We start from the raw sequence: 20675 nt of genomic DNA, 5'->3' as shown, positions 1-20675 counted from the left end.
AACCGTATCGCCGACGATGTCGGCAGCGATCAGTGCAGCCGGCGCGGTCCGTCGTCGAACCGGCTCGGTACCGGTCCGATCCGGATCCGGGCGTAGAGCACTCCGACCCCGTCGGTGGCGGCCAGCACCGGCTCCAGGGCCAACCCCCGCACTTCGGGCACATCGTCGCACAGCGTCGACACCCGCTGTACCAACTCGATCAGGGCCGCTTTGTCCACCACCTCCGAGCCGCGGTATCCGGACAGGAGCGGCGCTGCACGCGGTGCGTCGATCAATGCTGCGGCCTCGGCGTCGGTCAGTGGCAGCGCCCGGTACGCCCGGTCGCCGAGCAGATCCGAGATCAGTCCGGACAGACCGAACGAAATCACCGAGCCGAACGCCCGATCGTCGCGGACCCGCAGTACGCAGCCGATCCCCCGGGTCATCCGCTGCACGTGCACCACGGTGTCCCCGGTCAGCTCGGCAAGCTCGCGGTAACCGTCGCGAACCGCATCCGGACCGGTGAGATTCAGGCGCACCCCGGACAGGTCGGCCCGTACCCGCCACGTTTCGCCGGTCGCCTTCACCGCGACCGGATAACCGAGTTCCGCGGCCGCGCGCACCGCATCCTCGGCGTCGTGCGCGGGCCGGAACGCGACCACCTGCACCCCGTAGCAGCCGAGCAGCTCGACGGCCTCGTCGTCGCCGAGCCACCGCGCGGGCGCTGCGATCCACTCGCCGATCAGCCGCCGCGCGTGCGCGGGATCGAGCCCGTCCGGCCGGGTCGTCGCCGGTGCCGGGCCGTCTCGCCAGCGGGCGTAGGCAACCGCACGAGCCAGCGCACGGACCGCCTGTTCGGGGTCGCGAAACGACGGCAGCGAGCCGCGACCGGCGGCCACCCCGGCCACCTCGTCGGGTACGGCCAGTTGCGCCGGTAACCCGGACAGGCCGGTGAACGAGGTGACCACCGGTTTGCCGGCTCCGCCGGCCGCGGCGAGCAACGCCGCGGCGTACTCGGCGGTGTCGGTCGGTACCGGTGGCACATAGATCACCAACACCGCATCGCTGTTCCGCTCGCGCGCGGCCGCGGCCACCGCCCGCCGGTAGGCGTCGGGTTCGGCCTCGGGCGGCAACTGCTCCGGGGTGGGAACCTCGAGCCCGGCTACCGCGGCGGCGTCGACCGCGAGCAGGCTCAACGCTGCGCTGTTGGATATCACCCGGACCCGGTCACCGTGCGGCAGCGGCTGGCACGCGAGCAACGCGGCGACGTCGAACATCTCGCCGATCGTGTTCACCTGGACCACTCCGGCCTGCGCGAACAGGTCGGCGAACACGGTATGGTCGAGATCGCGAGCGCCGGTCTCCCGGGCGACCGATCGTTCGCTGCCGAGCACGACGATCGGCTTGCTGCGGGCCAGCCGGCGAGCGATCCGGGAGAACTTGCGCGGATTGCCGAAACTTTCCAGGTAGAGCAACACGACGTCGGTCGCCGGGTCGACGTCCCAGAACTGCAACATGTCGTTGCCGGACACGTCCGCCCGGTTGCCGGCCGATACGAAGGTGGACAGTCCCAGGTTGCGCTCGGCCGCCTCGGCCAGGATCGCCGCACCGAGCGGACCGGACTGGCAGAAGAAGCCGATGCGTCCGCGCGCCGGCAGGACCGAGGCCAACGTCGCGTTCAGCGCTACCGCCGGATCGGTGTTCGCCACCCCGAGCGCGTTCGGGCCGACCACCCGCATGCCGTGCCGTCGTGCGGATGCGACCAATTCGCGTTCCGCGTTCGCCCCCGACGCGCCCGCCTCGGCGTAGCCGGCGGACACCACGACCAGCCCTTTCACTCCTTTGGCCAGACAGTCGTCGAGCACCTCGTCGACCGCCCCGGCAGGTACTGCGATCACCGCCAGGTCGACGTCGTCGGGAATGTCGCGCACCCCGGCGTAAGCCCGGACGCCACGTACCGACCGGTGTGCCGAGTTCACCGGGAACACCGGTCCGGCGAACGGCTCGGCCAGCAGGTTTGCGTATACGGTGCCACCGACCTTGGCCGGATTGGCCGATGCCCCGATCACCGCGACCGAGCGGGGGGCGAGCAGATTCCCGACGCTGCGCGCCTCACTGGCCCGCTCCCGGGCATCGCGGACCGCGCGTAACGCATCGGATCGGTCGATGGCGAACTCGACGTGCACCACCGAGCCGTCATAGCTGCGCCGCACCTGGTATCCCGCGTCGCGGAAGACCGTCACCATTGCGCGGTTCTCGGCCAGCACCTCGGCGACGAAGGTATCGATACCGTTCTCGGCGGCGACGGCAGCCAGGTGTTCGAGCAGCACCGAACCCAGGCCGCGACGTTGATGCTCGTCGTCGACCACGAACGCTACTTCGGCGGCGGTGCCGCCCGGTGATCCGGCGGCGGTGCCGCCCGGTGATCCGGCGGCGGTGCCGCCCGGTGATCCAGCGGCGGTGCCGCCCGGTGTCGCCACACTCGGAAGCCGCTCGTAGATGCCCATCGCGACGATCTCGCCACCCAGGATCGCCAGCAGGGCCACCCGGTCGCGATGATCGACGTTGGTGGCCCGATCCAGTTCGGCCATCGACAAGGTGGGGTGCGGACCGAACCACCGCAGGTACCGGGTTCGGTCGGACAGCTGCTCGTGAAATCGCTGCAATGCCGCCGCATCGGCCGGCCGGACCGGCCGCAGATGTACCACTCCGCCGTCGGCGGCCAACACATCCGCCGATCGGTGCTCGGGATAGCCGTACAGCTCAGTCACGGGGATCCTCCGGGTCGAGCCCGAGCAGACCGAAGGTGGCGCGGCGGGTCGCCAGAATGCCGGCGTCCATCCGAGTGAGCATCCGGTCGACCTCGGGCACACCGGATTCCGGGGTTGCGCCGGGTCCGTCCCACCGCCGGAACGCGGTGTCGCCGCCGTCGCTCATCGTCGTGGGCAGCTCGACTCGGGGCGCACGTGCGGTCGCGTGCTCCGCCCAACCCGGGGGAATCGGCGTGTGTGGTTCGACCGGTCGGTCGAGCGCGGCGGCGATGAGGTGCGTCCAGGCTCGCGGTACCACCCGAACCAGGCCGTATCCGCCGCCGCCGAGCGCCAGCCATCGCCCCTCGGTGAACCGATCGGCCAGATGACGCATCGCGAGGAACGCCGCGCGCTGCCCGTCGACGGTGAGCGAGAGATCGGCCAGCGGATCCTCGCGGTGGGTGTCGACCCCGCATTGACTGATCAAGATCTGCGGGCGGAATGCCGCCAGTGCACCCGGCACGATCGCATCGAAACCACGCAACCACACCGCGTCGGTGGTGCCGGGATGTATCGCCAGATTGATCGCCGTGCCTTCGGCGGCACCCGTACCGATCTCGGTCGGCCAGCCGGTCATCGGCCAGAGCGTCGCCGGGTGCTGATGCAGGGAGACGGTCAGCACCCGCGGGTCGGCATAGAACGCCGCTTGCACCCCGTCGCCGTGGTGGACATCGACGTCGACGTAGGCGATGCGGTCGAAACCGTGATCCAACAGCCACGAGATGGCCACCGCAGCATCGTTGTACACACAGAATCCGGAGGCAGACGAACGCATCGCGTGATGCATCCCGCCACCGATACTCACCGCCCGCCGGACCTGGCCGGCGGCGATCGCGCGAGCACCGGCCAGGGTGCCGCCGACCACTGCCGATGCCGCTTCGTGCATCCGGGGGAAGATCGGATTGTCCGCCGAGCCCAGGCCGTACGGCAGATCGGCCGAGGACGGCGCGCGGTCTGCCGGGCCGGCTCCGACCCGGCGGACCGCGGCAAGATAGTCGGGTGCGTGGATTCGGAGCAGCTCGGCGTCCGCAGCGGGTTCGGGCCGAACCGGCTCGATCCCGGCCAGGAGACCCAGCTCTCGGGCCAACGTCATGGTCAGGTCGAGCCGGACCGGATTCATCGGATGCGCCCGACCCCAGTCGTAGTCGAGGTAATCGTCGGACCAGACCACGATCCGGTCCGACGCGTTCGCTGCCGTCATATCGGTGTCGGGGTCCGGTACCGGTCGGTCGTAGGCATCCCCGTTCCCCTTTCGGTTTCCGTGCCTGCGCTCCGCGGGTTCGAGCGGCTCCCGACCCACGCTACGGCGCCGTCGACGAACCCTGTGCCAACTGAGCCCGTTGCCGGATCGACCGTCATCGATCCGTGCTGACGGATGGGTAGAATTCCGCCCAGACGAAGGGGTGTGAGGGTGAAAGACCTGGTGGACACCACGGAGATGTATCTCCGGACCATCTACGACTTGGAGGAGGAAGGCGTTGTTCCGCTGCGCGCCCGGATCGCCGAGCGCTTGGACCAGAGCGGACCGACCGTCAGTCAGACCGTCGCCCGGATGGAACGAGACGGCCTGGTGCGGGTCGCCGGCGACCGGCACCTGGAACTGACCGATCGGGGTCGCGGTCTGGCGGTCGCCGTGATGCGCAAGCACCGGCTGGCCGAACGGCTGCTCGTCGACATCATCGGCCTGGACTGGGCCGACGTGCACGCCGAAGCGTGTCGGTGGGAACACGTCATGAGCGAGCAGGTCGAGCGCCGCCTCGTCGAGGTGCTCGAAAACCCGACCACGTCCCCGTACGGCAACCCGATCCCCGGACTCGACGAGCTCGGGCTGGAGCCGGCAGCCAGCACCGAGCACCTGGTGCGGCTCAGCGAAATTCCGGTCGGCACGGAGACGGCGGTCGTGATCCGCCGACTTGCCGAACACATCCAGTCCGATCCCGCGGTCATCGGCCGTCTCCGCGAGGCGGGCGTCGTCCCGGACGCCCGGGTTTCGGTGACCACCCGCCCCGGATCGGTGACCATTACCGTGCCGGGACACGCCGGTTTCGACCTGCCTGACGAGATGGCGCACGGCGTGCAGGTGAAAATGGCCTGATGCGACTTCTGGTCACCGGCGGAGCAGGTTATGTCGGAAGTGTGTGCGCGCAGGTCCTGATCGAGCGGGGCCATGAGGTGATCGTCCTGGACGACCTGTCGACGGGAAATGCCGATCTGGTTCCATCGGGCGCCACCTTCGTCGAGGGCGATGTCGCCGACCGGGCCGCTGATGTGTTCGGCGCCGCACCGGTGGACGGCGTGTTGCATTTCGCGGCCCGCTCGCTGGTGGGTGAGTCGGTCGTGCAGCCGGAGCAGTACTGGTCGGGCAATGTGGTCAAGACGCTGACCCTGCTCGAAGCGATGCGCGCCGCACGGGTCGGTCGGCTGGTCTTCTCCTCGACCGCCGCCACCTACGGTGAACCCGAACAGGTACCGATCACCGAGGATGCGCCGACCCGCCCGACCAACCCGTACGGCGCATCGAAGCTGGCCATCGACCATGCCATCACCTCGTACGCGGTGGCACACGGGCTGGCCGCCACCAGTCTGCGTTACTTCAACGTGGCCGGCGCCTACGCCGGTCTGGGCGAGAACCGGTTGGTGGAAACCCATCTCATCCCGCTCGTGTTGCAGGTTGCGGCCGGGCAACGAGCGTCGATCTCGGTGTTCGGCACCGACTGGCCGACCCCGGACGGAACGGCGGTTCGCGATTACATCCACATCCGGGACCTGGCCGACGCCCATCTGCTGGCGTTGGACTCCGCCGAACCCGGCACCCACCGGATCTTCAATCTCGGCAGCGGGACCGGGTTCAGTGTGCGCGAGGTGATCTCGGCGTGCGAACGAGTGGTCGGCCGCCCGATCGCAGCAGTCGATGCGCCGCGCCGGGCCGGTGATCCGGCGGTACTGATCGCCTCCAGCGACCGCGCGATCACCGAGCTGGGCTGGCGGCCCGAACACACCGGTCTGGACGAGATAGTTCAGGACGCCTGGGATTTCCTGCAGTCGCTGGGCGACCGAGCGCACGCCGCACAGCGCTGACCGCAGGCTCACCACTGCCCGGCCGGCGGGGGAAGCGCCACCCCGAGTCGGTCGGCCACGGCGTATCCGCTGCGAGCCAGATCCCGGATCGCATCGGGCCGCATACCCAGCTGCATCGCCTGGTCCAGCAGCCGCGCCAGCCGACAACCGGGATCGATGTCGACCGCCAAACCGAGCGCGATCCCGGCGAGCGGTCCGGCGCTGCGCGCGTATGCGCTGTAGCCCAGCAGGGTCGCCGGCACGGCTCGCAGGGGGTCCGGCCAGGTCCGCACCGACTCCGACCACAGCCACTCGGCTGCGGCAGCCGACTCGCCGACGGCCAGCGCGCACGCCGCGTCGCGGACCGGCGGCAACGCCAGCGCGCCGGACAGGTCGGCGAGTTCGCCGACCGTCGGTGCGACCCCGGGGACACCCGCCCGAACCAATTCCAGGACGCGGGTGAGCGCGCGCCGAGGCCCGACCCGGCGCCGCGGGCCGCGCCGCACGAGTTCGGTGGCGAGCGCAGCGCTGCGCTGCTCGTCGCGGTCCAGTTGCGCGACGAGTTCGGCTCGGGACCCGTGCAGCACGCACCCGTCGAGCACCATCGCCGCCGCCACCGGACAATCGCGCGGATCCGCGACCGTGCCCGCCACCGGTGGGCCCGACAGGGCGCGCCAGCCGGCGCCCGGCTCGACCGCCGGCAGACCGAATGCAGCCGCCAGGTCGATTCCCCGGCGGTCGAGCCGGTCTCGCATCGATCGAATCAGCTTCTGTTGTACCGCAAGATGATCCGGCCCACCGTCGTCGCCGGCGTCGATCACGATCGCAATGGCGGCCGCCGCCGGACAACGACAGAGTCGGCCGAGCGCATCCACTACCTCGACCGCCGCCGTCGGTCCGTAGTCGGCGCGCACGACCACGTCGATCGTGCCGCCCGGCTCGACACACAACAACAGCAACGAGTGGTGGGGACGGAAGCCGAGCAGCGCCGGGAGCGCCGCGAGCAGCCGGCCGGGGTCGGGCAGCAGGAGTCGGGGGGTGGAATCGAACGGTGTGGCCGAGGTCGTCATGCGATACACCCTGGCGTGCGTCGGCGACGGCTTCGCCGCCCGACGGATCTCGAGCGACCGATCTGGGGAGCGATCTCCGACGATCCACAAGCCGAGCGGAATCACCGCCGGATCGGCCGGATCGGTCGCGTCCACCTGCTATCCGGCGTCCTGCTCGTGATCATGATCGTCGGGGGCGTACCAATCTGCCGGGGCGGCAGCGAGGAGCCGTTCGTAGTCGCCACGATTGACCGCGCAGTAGGCGAAGCCGAATTCCGCGAATGCCCGGTCGACCCGACGGACATCGGGGTGTCCGCCCAGGTAGCCGGCGATCACACCGGGTGTGCCGGACTGGGCATGCGCCCGAGCGAGCGCGGTGCCGCACAACCGCCCGTAGGACCGCAGGCGACCTTTCTCGGCCAGTCGGACCACGTCCACCGAACCCTTCATGTCCCGGAACTGACGCACGTAGTACTGGGTGCCGTGGTGGTCGTCGAACCATCCGAGGAAAGGGTCGCCGGTCGCCTGCAGGATGCGCTGACCACCGACCACCCGCTCGGCATGGTTGCGCCACCGCGCCGGACCGGCGTAGCGCTCCAGCACCGACGCCTCGGCTTCCTTGAGCTGCAAGAACAACGGATTGCCGTCCGGGTCGGTGAACAACGCCAGCAGACACCGGGTGCCGACACTGCCCACCCCGACCACCTTCACGACCAGGTCGTCGAGCTGCATGGAGGTCAGCACCTGGGCGACGTCGGCCGGAACGGTACCGACGTACCGGTCGAACAACGGTTGCGCGAAGGACCGGTCGAACTGTGGTAAGTGCACGATCAGCGGCGGCTGGCTCTGAATCCGGTAGCGGCCGTCGTCGGCCCGCACGGCCAGCTTGTCCAACGCCCGGACAGAGGTGTTGCGCGCGGCCTTGGCCAGAAACTTGTCGCGCCCCCGCCGAGCCCGCCGCGCCACCGGTCCGGCGAGCTCCTCGATGGTCGCGGCGGAGATCTTGACGTAGAACCGCTCGGTCACCGACAGCGTGGCCAGCCGCTCGACGGTGGTGCGATAGGCCTGCGCGGTCAGCTCGGCCGCCCGGCGAATCTGCTCCGGCGCCAGGTTCAGCTCGTCGCCCAGGATCACCACGCTCGCGACCAGCCGCTTCACGTCCCACTCCCACGGGCCGACCGACGCTTCGTCGAAATCGTCGACGTCGAAGACCAAATCCCGATCCCGCCCGGCGAATACCCCGAAGTTGGACAGGTGCGCATCACCACACAGCTGAATCGTGTGTCCGGTGCGCGGCGTGCCCGCCAAGTCCGCGGCCATCACCGCCGCGGCACCGCGGAAGAACGCGAACGGCGACTCCGACATTCGCTCACGCCGTACCGGGACCAGCTGCGGAACACGGTTGCGGTTCTGCGCACGTAGCAGCGCGATCGGATCCCGGTCGCCCGGTAGGTCGAGCCCGGCCTGTTCCGAACGCCGCGCGGCGGCACGCAGCTGCCGCCCGGCGGCTCGTTGTCCGGACGTGGGCATCACACGCAGATCGGTGGCGGTCACCGATGGATTCTACCGACGCCCGATCTGCCGGCCGGGCGCTCAACCGGCCGCGCGCACCCGAGCCAACGTCGCGTCGAAGAGCTCGGACACCGCTGCGAGGTCCGGCGCGGTAGTGCCGAAAGTCATGTACGTCACCGTCACTCGGACGTCGGCCGCCTGACCCATGCGTGCGGTCATCGACTGCCGCAGGTCGACGTGGGCGCCGTGCGACTCCACCGTCCGGGCGACATCGATGCTGTCGTCTCCCGCGGACGACAACACGTCGCTGCGCACCGTCGAATCGGCGCCGTTACGGGAGACGGCAAGTTCACCGCACCGGTCGAGCTCGTCCCGTACCTCGGCGAACGACTGCCGGGTCCGGGTCAGTTCCACGGTGACGGTGGCGCGGGCACCGCTGTCGGTGCCGACCATCATCGCGGTCGAGTCGGCCGCGGCCGGCGGCGCGGACGGCGCACAGCCGGCCGGTCGCACGCGAGCACCCGACGGAACCCCGGTCAGGTCGGCGGCCGCAGCCGACAGTGCCGGACCGGTCAGCGGGATCGCCTGATAGGTGGGGGGAAACGTGGCCGGGTCGGGCAGCAGGGTCGACAACTGCGTCGCGACATGCCCGGAGACCGTGCCGCCGACCGGGACCGGCGCACCGGATACCGCCGCGGAACATGCCGTGAGCAGACCGGATCCCGACAATGCTGCGCCGAGGCAGACGACCGGAACGTACATGCGGGGCACGGTGTCGTCCTCTCCCCCGACCGCCGATCCTGCTGACTCGGTCCACTGTGCCATCCCGGCCGGGAATGCCGATGATCGACCCGGTGTTGTGATCGATACGGCGGTCCCGCGCCAGACGTCGGTCGGTGCTCCACAATATGAGCCGACCGCGCCGGCCCCGCCACGAAGTCGCATCGAATCGATGAGGGATCGGGCTCCGATGCGAGAAAGGACCAGCACGATGGATGAGGAATCCCGGATGTACGAACTGGCGATCCCGGCGCCGCAGCTCGCGACCGCGAACGGAGCCGGCCCGGTGCTGGTGCACGGATTGGAAGGCTTCGCCGATGCCGGCCACGCCGTGCGCCTGGCCACCCGGCACCTGCGGGACAGCCTGGAGACGAAGCTGGTGGCCTCGTTCGACATCGACGCGCTGTTCGACTACCGCGGCCGCCGGCCGGTGATGTCGTTCTCCGCCGACCACTTCACCGACTACGACCAGCCGGAGCTGAAGCTCTACGAGCTGCACGACACCGCCGGCACCCCGTTCCTGCTGCTGGCCGGCGCCGAACCGGACCTGAAGTGGGAGCGGTTCGTCGCCGCCGTCGGCATGCTCGCCGAGCAGCTGGGGGTACGACGCACGATCGGGCTCAGCGCGATCCCGATGGCCATCCCGCATACCCGCCCGCTCGGCGTCACCGCACACGCCAGCGACAGCGAGCTGATCGCGGACCATCCGCGCTGGGTCGGCGATCTGCAAGTTCCGGGCAGCGCCACGTCGCTGCTCGAGTTCCGGCTCGGCCAGAAGGGCCGGGAGGCCGTCGGGTTCTCCGTGCACGTGCCGCACTACCTTGCCCAGACCGACTATCCCGAGGCCGCGCAGACCTTGCTGGAGAACGCCGGCGACAACGGCCGGCTGGACCTGCCGCTGGCCGCTCTGGGCGAGGCCGCCGCGCGGATGCGCGAACAAGTGGACGCGCACGTCGCCGGCAACGAAGAGGTCGAGACGGTGGTCCAGGCGCTGGAGCGGCAGTACGACAGCTACGTCGCAGCCCAGGAGCGCGAATCTGCGCTGCTCGCCGCGAACGATCCGCTGCCCAGCGGTGACGAACTCGGCGCCGAGTTCGAGCGGTTCCTCGCCGAACAGGGCGGCTACGACGCGGACGGGTCCGCGACGTAGGGTGACCCGGGTGCAGCTGGGCGAGCTCGTCGACGACCGCCCCTACGGCGTCGGCGAAGACCCGGATTGGCTGTTCGACACCTTCGGCCGGTGGTGTGCCGACCACGCCGGAGTGAACCTGTACCCGGCGCAGGAGGAAGCGCTGCTGGAGCTGTTCTCCGGCGCGAACGTCATCTTGGCCACCCCGACCGGATCCGGAAAATCCCTGGTCGCGATCGGTGCCCACTTCGCCGCGGCGGCCGGCGAGCGGCGCAGTTGGTACACCGCGCCGATCAAGGCACTGGTCAGCGAGAAGTTCTTCGCACTGTGCGAGGTCTTCGGCGCCGACAAGGTCGGCATGGTCACCGGCGACGCCGCCGTGAATCCGGACGCGCCGATCATCTGCGCCACCGCCGAGATCCTGGCCAACCTCGCACTCCGGGCGGGCCGCGATGCCGATGTCGGCGTGGTGGTGATGGACGAGTTCCACTACTACGCCGAACCCGACCGCGGCTGGGCCTGGCAGGTGCCGCTGATCGAGTTGCCCCAGGCGCAGTTCCTGCTCATGTCGGCGACGCTGGGCGACGTCACGTTCTTCGAACGCGACCTGACCCGACGCACCGGCCGACCGACCGCAACGGTCTCGCACACCGACCGGCCGGTGCCGCTGACCTTCGACTACTCGACCGCGCCGATCACCGAAAAACTCACCGAGCTGGTCACCACCCGTCAGGCGCCGGTGTACGTGGTGCATTTCACCCAGGCCGCGGCATTGGCCCAGGCACAGGCTTTGACCAGTATCAACGTCGCCAGCCGGGCACAGAAGGACGCGATCGCGACCGCACTCGGCGGATTCCGCTTCTCCGCCGGGTTCGGCCACACGTTGTCCCGGCTGGTCCGGCACGGGATCGGGGTGCATCACGCCGGGATGCTGCCCCGATATCGGCGACTGGTGGAAAAGCTGGCCCAGGACGGTCTGCTGCAGGTGATCTGCGGCACCGACACCCTCGGGGTCGGGATCAACGTGCCGATCCGGACGGTGCTGCTCACCGGCCTGACCAAGTACGACGGCACCCGCACCCGGCAACTCCGAGCCCGGGAGTTCCACCAGATCGCGGGCCGCGCCGGCCGCGCCGGCTTCGACAGCACCGGCAGCGTCGTCGTCCAGGCGCCCGAGCACGAGATCGAGAACGCGCGACTGGTGGCGAAGGCGGGTGACGACCCCCGCAAGTTGCGTCGGGTGCAGCGCAAGAAGGCGCCCGAAGGTTTCGTCTCGTGGAGCGAGCAGACCTTCGACCGGCTGGTATCGGCACAGCCCGAGCAGCTGGTGTCCCGATTCACCGTGACCAACTCGATGCTGCTGAACGTGATCGCGCGACCGGGCAACTGCTTCGACGCAACCCGGCACCTGCTCACCGACAATCACGAACCGCGACCGGCGCAGCGCCGGCACATCCTGCGCGCGGTGACGCTCTACCGGGCACTGCGTGATGCCGGGGTGGTCGAGCAACTGCCCGGACCGGACGCCCAGGGCCGGTGGGCCCGGCTCACCGTGGACCTGCAACGCGATTTCGCGCTGGACCAACCGCTGGCTCCGTTCGCGCTGGCCGCGTTCGAGCTGCTCGATCCGGCGGACCCGGGGTACGCCCTCGACCTGCTGTCGGTGGTCGAGTCCATCCTCGACGATCCGCGGGCGCTGCTGCTGGCGCAGCGGCACGCCGCGCGGGGCGCGGCGATCGCGACGATGAAGGCCGACGGCATCGAGTACGACGAGCGGATGGAACTGCTGGAGCAGATCAGCTGGCCGCGCCCGCTCGCCGAGCTGCTCGACCCCGCGTACCAGACCTATCTGCGTGGGCATCCCTGGCTGTCGGAGTTCACCCCGTCGCCGAAGTCGGTGGTCCGGGAGATGATCGAGCGAGCGATGACGTTCGCCGATCTGATCGCCACCTATCAGCTGGCCCGATCCGAGGGGGTGGTGCTGCGGTATCTGGCCGATGCCTACCGGGCGTTGCGTCGCACCGTGCCCGACGCTGCTCGCACCGAAGAGCTCGACGACATCACCGAATGGTTGGGCGAACTGGTGCGGCAAGTGGATTCGAGTCTGCTCGACGAGTGGAGCCGACTCGTCGACCCGACCGCCACGGCCGTCGCGGAGCCGGTGTCGTTCGCCGACACGGCGCCCCGTCCGGTGACCGCGAACCCGCGCGCCTTCCGGGTGATGGTGCGCAACGCGATGTTCCGACTGGTCGACCTGGCCGCGCGGGGCCGCTGGGACGAACTGCCGGAGCTGACCGACGGCGCGCGGTGGTCCGAGGAACTCGAGCCGTTCTTTGCCGAGTACGGCGAGATCGGCACCGGACCTGCCGCCCGCGGACCGCAGCTGTTCGATTTCGACGCCGCGGCCGGGCACGCTCGCCAGGTGCTCGACGATCCGGCCGACGACCATGGCTGGTCGATCGACGCGGTGATCGACCGAACCGCCTCGGACGCCGCCGGCGACGTCGTGTTCGCCGGCCTGTCGGTGCGGGCCGGCTGACCCGATCACCGGGTGCGGCGGGTGAGGTGGTCGGCGAGGGTGCGCAGGCCGGCCGCGCCGGGACCGGAGACCGCGGCGCTCGTCAGCTGTGCCTCGGCCTGGCCGCGCAACACGTCGGCCCGCAGCCGGCTCCATTCGCGCGCCCCGGACTCGTCGATCAGGTACGCCGCACGAGCGAGCTCGGCGTCCGACAGCGGCCGGTCGCCGTGGTAGAGGTCGGCCAGTTCGTCGGCTCCGGTGAAGCGAGAGCCGAGCGCCAGCACCACCGGCAGCGACTTCTTGCGGCGGCGCAGGTCGGAGTGGACCGGCTTGCCGGTGACCGCCGGATCACCCCAGATGCCGAGCAGGTCGTCGACGATCTGGAAGATCAGCCCCAGCAGTCGGCCGAACCGGACCAGCCGGCCGACGGTGATCGGATCGGCGCCGACGCCGACCGCACCCAACCCACACGAGCAACCGAGCAGCGCGCCGGTCTTCTTCTCCGCCATCGTCAGGTACTCGTCCGGGCTCACCGACAAGCGGTGCTCGAAATCGAGGTCGGCGGCCTGCCCGTCGAGCAGTTGCAGGACCGTGTCCGCGAGCATCCGCTGCTGGTCCACGGCCGAGGCGCCGTCGCCGAGAACGACCGCGGCCTGGGTCAACAGCGCGTTACCGGCCAGCAAGGCGGGCCCGGTGCCGAAGACCCGCCAGGCGGTCGGACGGTGCCGGCGGCGTTCGTCACCGTCCATCACGTCGTCGTGCAGCAACGAAAAATTGTGCACCAGCTCCACCGCGGTGGCTGCGGGAAGTGCGGCGGCGGCCGGGCCACCCAGGGCGGCGGCGCTGAGCAGCGTCAGCAACGGCCGCACCGCCTTTCCACTGCGCTGCCCGGTCGGCCGCAACTGCTCGTCGCACCAGCCGAAGTGGTAGGCGGCGACTCCGCGGACCGACGCGGGCAGCTCGTCGAGGGCGGACCGCAACGCCGGGTCGACCAGGTCCTGGGCCCAGGCGAGTAGATCCGGTGCGGTCCGGCTGTCGGCCTCGGCCGCCCACGCGTCGGCGCTCATCGGTCAGCCTCGCTCATGCCGGACTCCGACATCCACGCCGGTCAACATGCCCAGCGCGTCCGGTACCAACCGGGCCGCCGCGAAGTACACGCTGACCAACCAGGTACGCACGGCCCGTTCGTCGATCCCCGCGGACCGCACACTCCAGCCGGGCGCCACCTGATCGGGCAGGACCGCCGGCCGCAGCCCGACCACCCCGTGATCGGCCGCGCCGGTGCGCAGCACCAGCACCGAACCGGTCTGCTCGGCACCGATCGGTAGCTTGTCGGTCGGCAGCAACGGCACCCCGCGCCACGTGGTGAGGGTCGAACCCGCGACCGTCGTCGTGCCCGGGTAGAGCCCCCGCCGGGTGCACTCCCGATGGAACGCCGCGATCGTGCGCGGGTGTGCCAGGAAGAACCGGGACTTACGGCGGCGGCTGAGCAACTCGTCCAGCTGGTCCGGGTCGGGCGGTCCGGAGCCGGCCACCCGCTGCGTGTCGTGCACGTGGTGCAACAGCCCGAACCCGGGGTCGTGCAGCAGCTCGTACTCCTGGCGCTCGGCCAGCGCCGCGCGGGCCAGCCGCAGCTGTTGCTCGGTCTGATCCATCGGCTCGTCGAACAGATCCGCGACCCGGGTGTGCACCCGCACCCGGGTCTGTGCGACCGCCAGCTCGTACTCGGGCGGGCCCGGGTCGTAGTCGGCGAACGTGGTCGGCAGCGTCGCCTCCCCGAGGTGTCCCGACGCGATCTCGATCGCCACCTCGCCGTGCTTGTTACCCGGCCGGCCGGGATCGACCGCACGCCGGTTCACCCGGTAGGTGCCGGCCGCGAGATCGACCCAGGGCAGCATCCGGATCAGCCATCGGGGGGTGATCGCGCGCATCTGCGGCACGGTCTTGGTGACCGTCGCGAGGGTGCGCGCACCGGCCGTTCCCAGGCTGGTCGGATACTCCTGCGGGCCGCTCACGACCGGCCGCCGGACAATCGGGCCGCCGCGCCGCCCAGACCGGCCGGACCGAAGCCGAGGGTGGTCGGCCGGGCACACCGGATCTGTCGGACCGGATCGACCCCGGCGCGCCGGACGGGCTCGGTGCCCGACGGCACCGGATGCCGCAGATCGGCCTCGCCGTAGCGGCGGCAGTAGCAGTGCCAGTTCAGGATTCCGGACAGCCAGTTCTGCATATCGCCGACGAACCGCGCCAACCCCTGCCGCGCCGCCTCGTCCAGGCCCCGATCGGTGATCAGTTGCGGCAACTCGGTATCGCTGATGTGCCGGAACTGCTCCATCCGCGCGGTCATCAGACCGTTCACCACATCACGCGCGCGGAACCGGTCGCAGCGCAAGAAGTTCTGCACCACGAGCACGCAGTTGTGCGTCTCTCCTTCGTATTCGATCTCCTTCTGGTAGGAGAAGACGTCGTTGAGGAAGCAGGCGTAGTCCATCGCGGCGGCGACCAGTTCCTGCACCGGCCGGGTCGCGAAGATCTCCGGCGGCACCGCGTTGCCCTGTGCGATCCGGCACAGCGTCGCCGTCATCGCCGAGCCGAAGGTCTGACGCCGCATCTCGACATAGTCGACCGGGTCGGGAATCCGGTCGAGTGCCTGATTCGCCAGCTCCCACAGCCAGCTGTCCAGCATGTCGCGCACCGCGGTACGGAACAGCCGGGCGTCGGCCCCGCTCATCGCCGCGCTGCTGCGCGGCCACAGCTCGATCAGCCCACGTTCGAGCGCGTTCACCGGCGGCGGCGGCGGTGGATCGCCGGCCAGCGGCATGCAGGCGGCCAGCCGGCGGGTCTGCGCTTTCGCGGCGTCGAGACCGGCGCCGCGGGCGAAGACCACCGGGTAGTAGTCGTCACCGTAGGTTCCCCACGCCAGCCAGCCACTGGTCAGATCCAGCTGCTCGGCGGACGCGTCCGGATGGATACCGGCAGCGCACAACGGCAGATCGATCTCCCGCAGACGTTGCTCGTCCCAGACCGGATCGGCGTCGATCATGCCGACGCCGTGTGCCCAGTCGACGAGACTCTCCCGCGCGCGGTCCAGATGCGGGCTCAGCCGCAGCCGGAACGGCATGTCGAAATCCGGTAACGGCAGGTGCCCGACCCGTTGGAACGGGACGTGCTGATAAGCGCGTAGCCGCTGCGGCATGTGCCGGGCGATCGACGGCACGATCCGCGCCGCCGACGTGCCCAACCCGCTGGGTCCGGCGAGCACCGCCGGGCCGGTGTCGACCCGCTCGTTCATGTACCGGCTGGAACGCATATGCCATTCGTGCCCGCCGGCCTGCCAGTCCTGCAGGCCCTTGGCGTAGGCGAACACGTCCGCTGTTGCGGCCGCCGACCCCGACTCGGCAAGCAACGCCGGCACCTCGGTGAGCGCGGTGTGTTCGAACTGCTGTAACCGGTCGGTCAGCAACTCGTTCACCAGGTTCGCCGCTTCCTGGGTCGAGCAGTCGAGGAACCGCTCGAACACCAGCACGCAATTGGCCAGCTCCCCTTCTTCCTGCACCTCACGCTGATAGGAGAACAGGTCGTTGCGCAGGTGCACGGAGTCGGCGAAGGTGTCGCAGAGCACCCGCATCGGTCGGGTGGCCGCGATCGCGGCAGGAACCTCGGCATCGACGGCGTGCTCGACCAGGTTCGCCGACCACGGTGCACCGCCGACCCGCCGCCGCATCTCGATGTACTCGATCGGGTTGGCCGGCCGCTGGTCGCCGATATTGGCCAGCTCCCACAGCGATTCGTCGAGCAGGTGGGTCGTGCTGACGGCGAACCGGCGCCGCCAGTCCGGCGACCGGGAACCGACCGTGCGAGTCCACAGGTCGGCGAGGCCGCGCTCCACCGGGTTCTCCGGCACCGCGGTGACTGCACCGTCTTTCGGCATGAAGGCCGGCAACCGGCCCAGATATTTGCGGGCGGCAGGCATATCGCGCGATCGTTTGAACAGTTCCAGAAAATGGTCGTCGAAATAGAACACCCACACATACCAGTCGGTGATCAGGTCGAGCATCTCCGCAGCGGCGTCGGGATGGGTGTAACTGCACAGCAAGGGATAGTCGTGTGCGTCCAGATCCGATTCCGTCCAGATCATGACCCCCGACTGCGGCACATCGATCATTTCCATGTCACGGGCCCATTGCTTGCTGTGCACACGGGCCTGTGACAAATGCGGATTCAGCCGGGCAGGATACGGAGTGTAGAAATCCGGTAGGTCAAACGGTTGCATCGATCTGGACATCTTCCAGCATCCCGATCGCATCCGGCACCAATACCGCGGCCGAATAGTACACGCTCACCAGGTACGCGATGATCCCCTTTTCGTCGATATTCATGAATCGGACATTCAGTCCCGGTTCGATCTCGTCCGGAATTCCGGTCTGATGCAGGCCGACGACGCCTTGATCCTTCTCGCCGAGCCGCAACAGCAGGACCGAGCTCGTCCGGGATGCCGAGACCGCGATCTTGTTGCAGGGCAGTAACGGAATCCCGCGCCACGCGGGCACCTGGTGCCCACCGAACTCGATGCCGACCGGATAGACACCGTGGCGTGTGCACTCGCGACCGAACGCGGCGATGGTCTTCGGATGGGCGAGAAACACCGCCGGATTCCGCCATACCGTCGCCAACAGCTCGTCGAAATCGTCCGGGGTCGGCGCCCCGGTACGCGAGCGGATCCGCTGGCCGGTGTCGACGTTGTGCAGCAGACCGAACTCGCGGTTGTTGACCAACTCGTGCTCTTCGCGCTCCCGCAACGCCTCGACGGTCAACCGCAGCTGCTGCTCGGTCTGGTTCATCGGCTGGTTGTAGAGGTCCGCGACCCGGCTGTTGACCCGCAGCACCGTCTGCGCAACGCTCAGCTCGTACTCCCGCGGCGAGGGGTCGTAGTCGACGAACGTCGGGGTCAGGACCGGTTCCCCGGTCAGACCCGAGGTCAGCGCGATCTCCGCTTCGCCGTAGGCGTTCTGCGGCTCGTCCACCTTGGTCCGAATCTCGGCGACCCGTGCTTGCAGGTCCGGCGAGCGATCGATGAGTTCTTGCAACGGACCACGTTCCAGTGTGAGCACCGTCGTCGCAGTGAGCGCGGTGGCGGTGAACGACCAGGTATCGTCGTCGAGCACCGCCTCCAGGGCACCGAAGTGACCACCGTCGGTCAGTGTGTCCAGTTCCTGGGTGCTGCCGTACCGGCCGGCGACCGAACGACCCACCCGACCGTGCGCGATCAGCACGATCGTCTCCGACGGGCTGCCTTGTTCTGCCAGCACGTCACCGGCCGCCAGCTCGTGCTGGGTGAACCGACTCGCCGCCTCGGCCAACAACTCCTCGTCGGTGATCCGATGGAACAGCGCGAGCTCGGTCAATTCCTGCGGAATCACCTGGAAGTCGGCGCCGACGTTGGTGAACGTCACCAAACCGTCGTGCAGCGTGTAACTCCGCCGACGGTTCACCCGGTAGACGCCACCCGCGACCTCGACCCAGGGCAGTACACGGAGCAGCCACCGCGACGTGATCCCCTGCATCTGCGGCTCGGTCTTGGTCGTCGTCGCCAAATTGCGGGCGGCGGCGGTGCCGAGACTCTCCAGCGGAATATCCGCCGACTCGGTGGTCGATGTTGTTTCCGTCACTGAACATCTCCTCGATCGGGCGGCGACAGCTGGATATCGCAGACCGAATAATGGCAGCATCGACCGATCGACAATTCACGATTTCATCCCGAGAAACGTCGATCCGCCGGGTCGCACACACCCGGATCGACGTGATCCACCAAGAATGATTCTGAATTACGAAATTGCCTGCTTGCTAGCCCCGTTCATTTCCCCGAACCATTCGAAGGTACCTCGGGCGCGGGCGAACAGGCAACATCGGAACGATATACTCGATTTGTCCGGACCATGAAATCTCCTGCGAAACAACTATTTTGGAGGGAGCCGCGGATATGCGTGACCGCGAGCAACTGCCGGTCGAACTCGTCGATACGGACGGCAACGCCACCGGTGACTGTTCGGTTGCCGAGGCGCATCGCCCACCCGGACGCCGGCACCGCGCCTTCTCGGTCTGGCTCACGGATCCGACCGGTCGGCTACTTCTGCAGCAGCGTGCGGCGGGGAAAACGCGGTTCGCCGGCCGCTGGTCGAATACCTGTTGCGGTCATCCGGCGCCGGGCGAGCCGGTGATCGCGGCGGCAACGCGTCGGCTGGCCGACGAGTTGGGTGTAGCGCCGACGATGATCACCCCGGTCACCGAATCGGGGATCTACCGGTACCGGGCCGTCGATGCGTCGAACGCCTATGTCGAAGACGAGTGGGATCATGTCGTGGTCGGTCGGCTGCTGTCCGGCGTGCCCCGACCCGATCCGGCCGAGGTTGCCCGGATCGACTGGGTACTGCCGACGCAACTACGCCGAGCCGTCGACGCTGCGCCCGAGGAGTACACCCCGTGGCTCCTCGGCGTCCTGGACGTCGCCTCGACGCCTGACTAGGCGGACCGTGCCGAGCGGAGAGTAGTTCGATCGGACAGAGATCGGAAACAGGTTCATCCCCGGTCCAGCCCGGCGCGTAGTCCCTCGGCCAGTTCGGCGACCTGCCCGTCGGTCATCACGAACGCCGGGGAGATCTGCAGAGCACCCGCGCCACAGGCTCGGGTCGAGATCGCGTAGGCACGCAACGTCCGCACGGCAGCCACCGCGGCCGCCGCATCGGCCAGTTGCACACCGGCCACCGCGCCGATCCCGCTGCGCACTTCGACGACCGCGTCCAGTTCGACGAGCGGCGCCAGCTGCCTGTGCAACGAGGTTTCCAGTCGCGCGGCCGCGGCGAGCAGGTTCTCGTTCTCGATGATGTCCAGGTTGGCCAGCGCGGCAGCCGCGGCTCCGGCATGCCCGCCGTAGGTGTAGCCGTGGCGCCACCAGGTTCCGCCGGCGAAGAAGGGCTCGGCCACCCGCGGCGCGACGAACACCGCGCCCATCGGCACATACCCGGAGGTGAGACCTTTCGCGGTGGTCATCAGATCGGGTTCGAGGCCGAATCGCCCGGAGGCAAACCAGTGCCCGCCGATTCGGCCGAACCCGGTGACCACCTCGTCGGCGACGAACAGGATGTCGTGCGCGCGGCAGATCGCCCGCACCTCCGCCAGATAGCCGTCCGGCGGGAGGTACACCCCGCCGGCGCCGATGATCGGTTCGCAGAAGAACGCTGCGATCCGCTCGGCACCGACCCGCTCGATCAACGCGAGCACATCCTTCGCGTCGTCCCAGGCGACCGTACGGGTGTCGGGCATCAGCTCGCCGTAGCCGTCGCGGTTGGGCGGCAGGCCGGACAACGCCGTCCCGGCCACATGCATCCCGTGATACGCCTTCGCCCGGCCGACCAGCAACGTCTTGTCCGGCCGGCCCAGCTCGTGCCAGTACCGGCGGGCCAGCTTCGCCGCGGTGTCGATCGAGTCCGAACCACCCGAGGTGAGGAACACCTTGCTGCCGGGGACCGGGGCGAGCGCGGCCAACCGCTCGGCCAGGACGAGGGTGGTCTCCGGCACCAGGTCGCCGAAGTTGGAATAGTGCGCCAGCGTGCCGAGCTGAGCGGCAACGGCGTCGGCGATCTCGCGGCGGCCGTGTCCGACATTGGTGAACCACAGGCCCGCCGTCGCGTCCAGGTAGCGGTTGCCGTCCGCGTCCCAGATCGACGCCCCTGCCCCCCGCGCAACGACGAACGCGCCCCCGCTCTCGACGACCCCCATGTCGGCGAATCCGTGCCACAGTGCTCCCACGGCGGCCACTATCGCACGATGCCGACGGTCGGACC

At 69.3% G+C, this 20675-nt stretch carries 15 protein-coding genes; 5 read left to right on the top strand and 10 right to left on the bottom strand.

Annotation, left to right across the window (positions count from 1 at the left end):
- Window positions 1-29 precede the first annotated feature (29 nt).
- Together KV203_RS07580 and KV203_RS07575 are read right to left on the bottom strand one after the other, a co-directional pair.
- Window positions 30-2750 (bottom strand): bifunctional acetate--CoA ligase family protein/GNAT family N-acetyltransferase, encoded by a 2721-nt coding sequence (locus KV203_RS07580; protein ID WP_246600698.1) that lies wholly within the window; start codon window positions 2748-2750, stop codon window positions 30-32.
- The gene (locus KV203_RS07575) at window positions 2743-3990 is read right to left on the bottom strand and encodes an acetoin utilization protein AcuC (protein WP_066471885.1); all 1248 of its coding nucleotides are present in this window, start codon (window positions 3988-3990) and stop codon (window positions 2743-2745) included. Before KV203_RS07575 ends, KV203_RS07580 begins: the two co-directional genes overlap by 8 nt.
- Before the next feature lie 210 nt (window positions 3991-4200).
- On the opposite strand from KV203_RS07575, the gene KV203_RS07570 reads away from it, so the two are divergent.
- Window positions 4201-4884 carry an iron-dependent transcriptional repressor DtxR gene (locus tag KV203_RS07570; RefSeq protein WP_066471726.1) on the top strand — a complete coding sequence of 228 codons (684 nt, stop codon included), beginning with the start codon at window positions 4201-4203 and terminating at the stop codon, window positions 4882-4884.
- The gene (gene galE / locus KV203_RS07565) at window positions 4884-5867 is read left to right on the top strand and encodes a UDP-glucose 4-epimerase GalE (RefSeq protein WP_066471728.1); all 984 of its coding nucleotides are present in this window, start codon (window positions 4884-4886) and stop codon (window positions 5865-5867) included. The genes KV203_RS07570 and galE overlap by 1 nt, the downstream gene beginning before the upstream one ends.
- An 8-nt stretch (window positions 5868-5875) precedes the next feature.
- Here the strand turns inward: galE and KV203_RS07560 are convergent, their stop codons facing one another.
- The 3 genes from KV203_RS07560 to KV203_RS07550 form a co-directional block, all read right to left on the bottom strand.
- A complete protein-coding gene (locus KV203_RS07560) occupies window positions 5876-6916 on the bottom strand; it encodes a DUF4192 domain-containing protein (protein WP_157079846.1) in 1041 nt (346 codons plus the stop codon).
- 138 nt (window positions 6917-7054) lie between these two features.
- Complete coding sequence (locus KV203_RS07555) at window positions 7055-8425, bottom strand: DUF2252 domain-containing protein (protein ID WP_083530150.1); 1371 nt, start codon at window positions 8423-8425, stop codon at window positions 7055-7057.
- 63 nt (window positions 8426-8488) lie between these two features.
- On the bottom strand, window positions 8489-9169 hold the full coding sequence (locus tag KV203_RS07550) for a sensor domain-containing protein (protein WP_157079847.1): 681 nt from the start codon (window positions 9167-9169) through the stop codon (window positions 8489-8491).
- Window positions 9170-9398: 229 nt separating this feature from the next.
- Between KV203_RS07550 and KV203_RS07545 the strand changes: the two genes are divergently transcribed.
- Both KV203_RS07545 and KV203_RS07540 read left to right on the top strand, forming a co-directional pair.
- Window positions 9399-10337 carry a proteasome assembly chaperone family protein gene (locus tag KV203_RS07545; protein ID WP_066471733.1) on the top strand — a complete coding sequence of 313 codons (939 nt, stop codon included), beginning with the start codon at window positions 9399-9401 and terminating at the stop codon, window positions 10335-10337.
- Window positions 10338-10347: 10 nt separating this feature from the next.
- Window positions 10348-12855, top strand: a complete 2508-nt coding sequence (locus tag KV203_RS07540; protein ID WP_066471892.1) for a DEAD/DEAH box helicase — start codon at window positions 10348-10350, stop codon at window positions 12853-12855.
- Between the two features lie 5 nt (window positions 12856-12860).
- Here the strand turns inward: KV203_RS07540 and KV203_RS07535 are convergent, their stop codons facing one another.
- From KV203_RS07535 to KV203_RS07520, 4 genes are all read right to left on the bottom strand, one after another.
- Window positions 12861-13901 (bottom strand): polyprenyl synthetase family protein, encoded by a 1041-nt coding sequence (locus KV203_RS07535; RefSeq protein ID WP_066471735.1) that lies wholly within the window; start codon window positions 13899-13901, stop codon window positions 12861-12863.
- A gap of 3 nt (window positions 13902-13904) precedes the next feature.
- A complete protein-coding gene (locus KV203_RS07530) occupies window positions 13905-14849 on the bottom strand; it encodes a hypothetical protein (protein WP_066471893.1) in 945 nt (314 codons plus the stop codon).
- The gene (locus tag KV203_RS07525) at window positions 14846-16972 is read right to left on the bottom strand and encodes a terpene synthase family protein (protein WP_246600690.1); all 2127 of its coding nucleotides are present in this window, start codon (window positions 16970-16972) and stop codon (window positions 14846-14848) included. Before KV203_RS07525 ends, KV203_RS07530 begins: the two co-directional genes overlap by 4 nt.
- A 121-nt stretch (window positions 16973-17093) precedes the next feature.
- Window positions 17094-18503 (bottom strand): family 2B encapsulin nanocompartment shell protein, encoded by a 1410-nt coding sequence (locus tag KV203_RS07520; RefSeq protein ID WP_066471738.1) that lies wholly within the window; start codon window positions 18501-18503, stop codon window positions 17094-17096.
- A gap of 311 nt (window positions 18504-18814) precedes the next feature.
- Here KV203_RS07520 and idi point away from each other — a divergent pair, with 311 nt between their 5' ends.
- Complete coding sequence (gene idi / locus KV203_RS07515) at window positions 18815-19357, top strand: isopentenyl-diphosphate Delta-isomerase (RefSeq protein ID WP_066471741.1); 543 nt, start codon at window positions 18815-18817, stop codon at window positions 19355-19357.
- A 53-nt stretch (window positions 19358-19410) separates the two neighbouring features.
- Here idi and KV203_RS07510 read toward each other — a convergent pair whose 3' ends face one another.
- Complete coding sequence (locus KV203_RS07510) at window positions 19411-20610, bottom strand: aminotransferase family protein (protein ID WP_246600933.1); 1200 nt, start codon at window positions 20608-20610, stop codon at window positions 19411-19413.
- Between the last annotated feature and the right edge of the window lie 65 nt (window positions 20611-20675).

The sequence above is a fragment of the Skermania piniformis genome (assembly GCF_019285775.1).
In the GTDB taxonomy this organism is placed as follows: Bacteria; Actinomycetota; Actinomycetes; order Mycobacteriales; family Mycobacteriaceae; genus Skermania; species Skermania pinensis.
The sequence above is the reverse complement of the archived record's forward strand: the minus strand, read 5'-3'. Positions and strand labels throughout refer to the sequence as shown.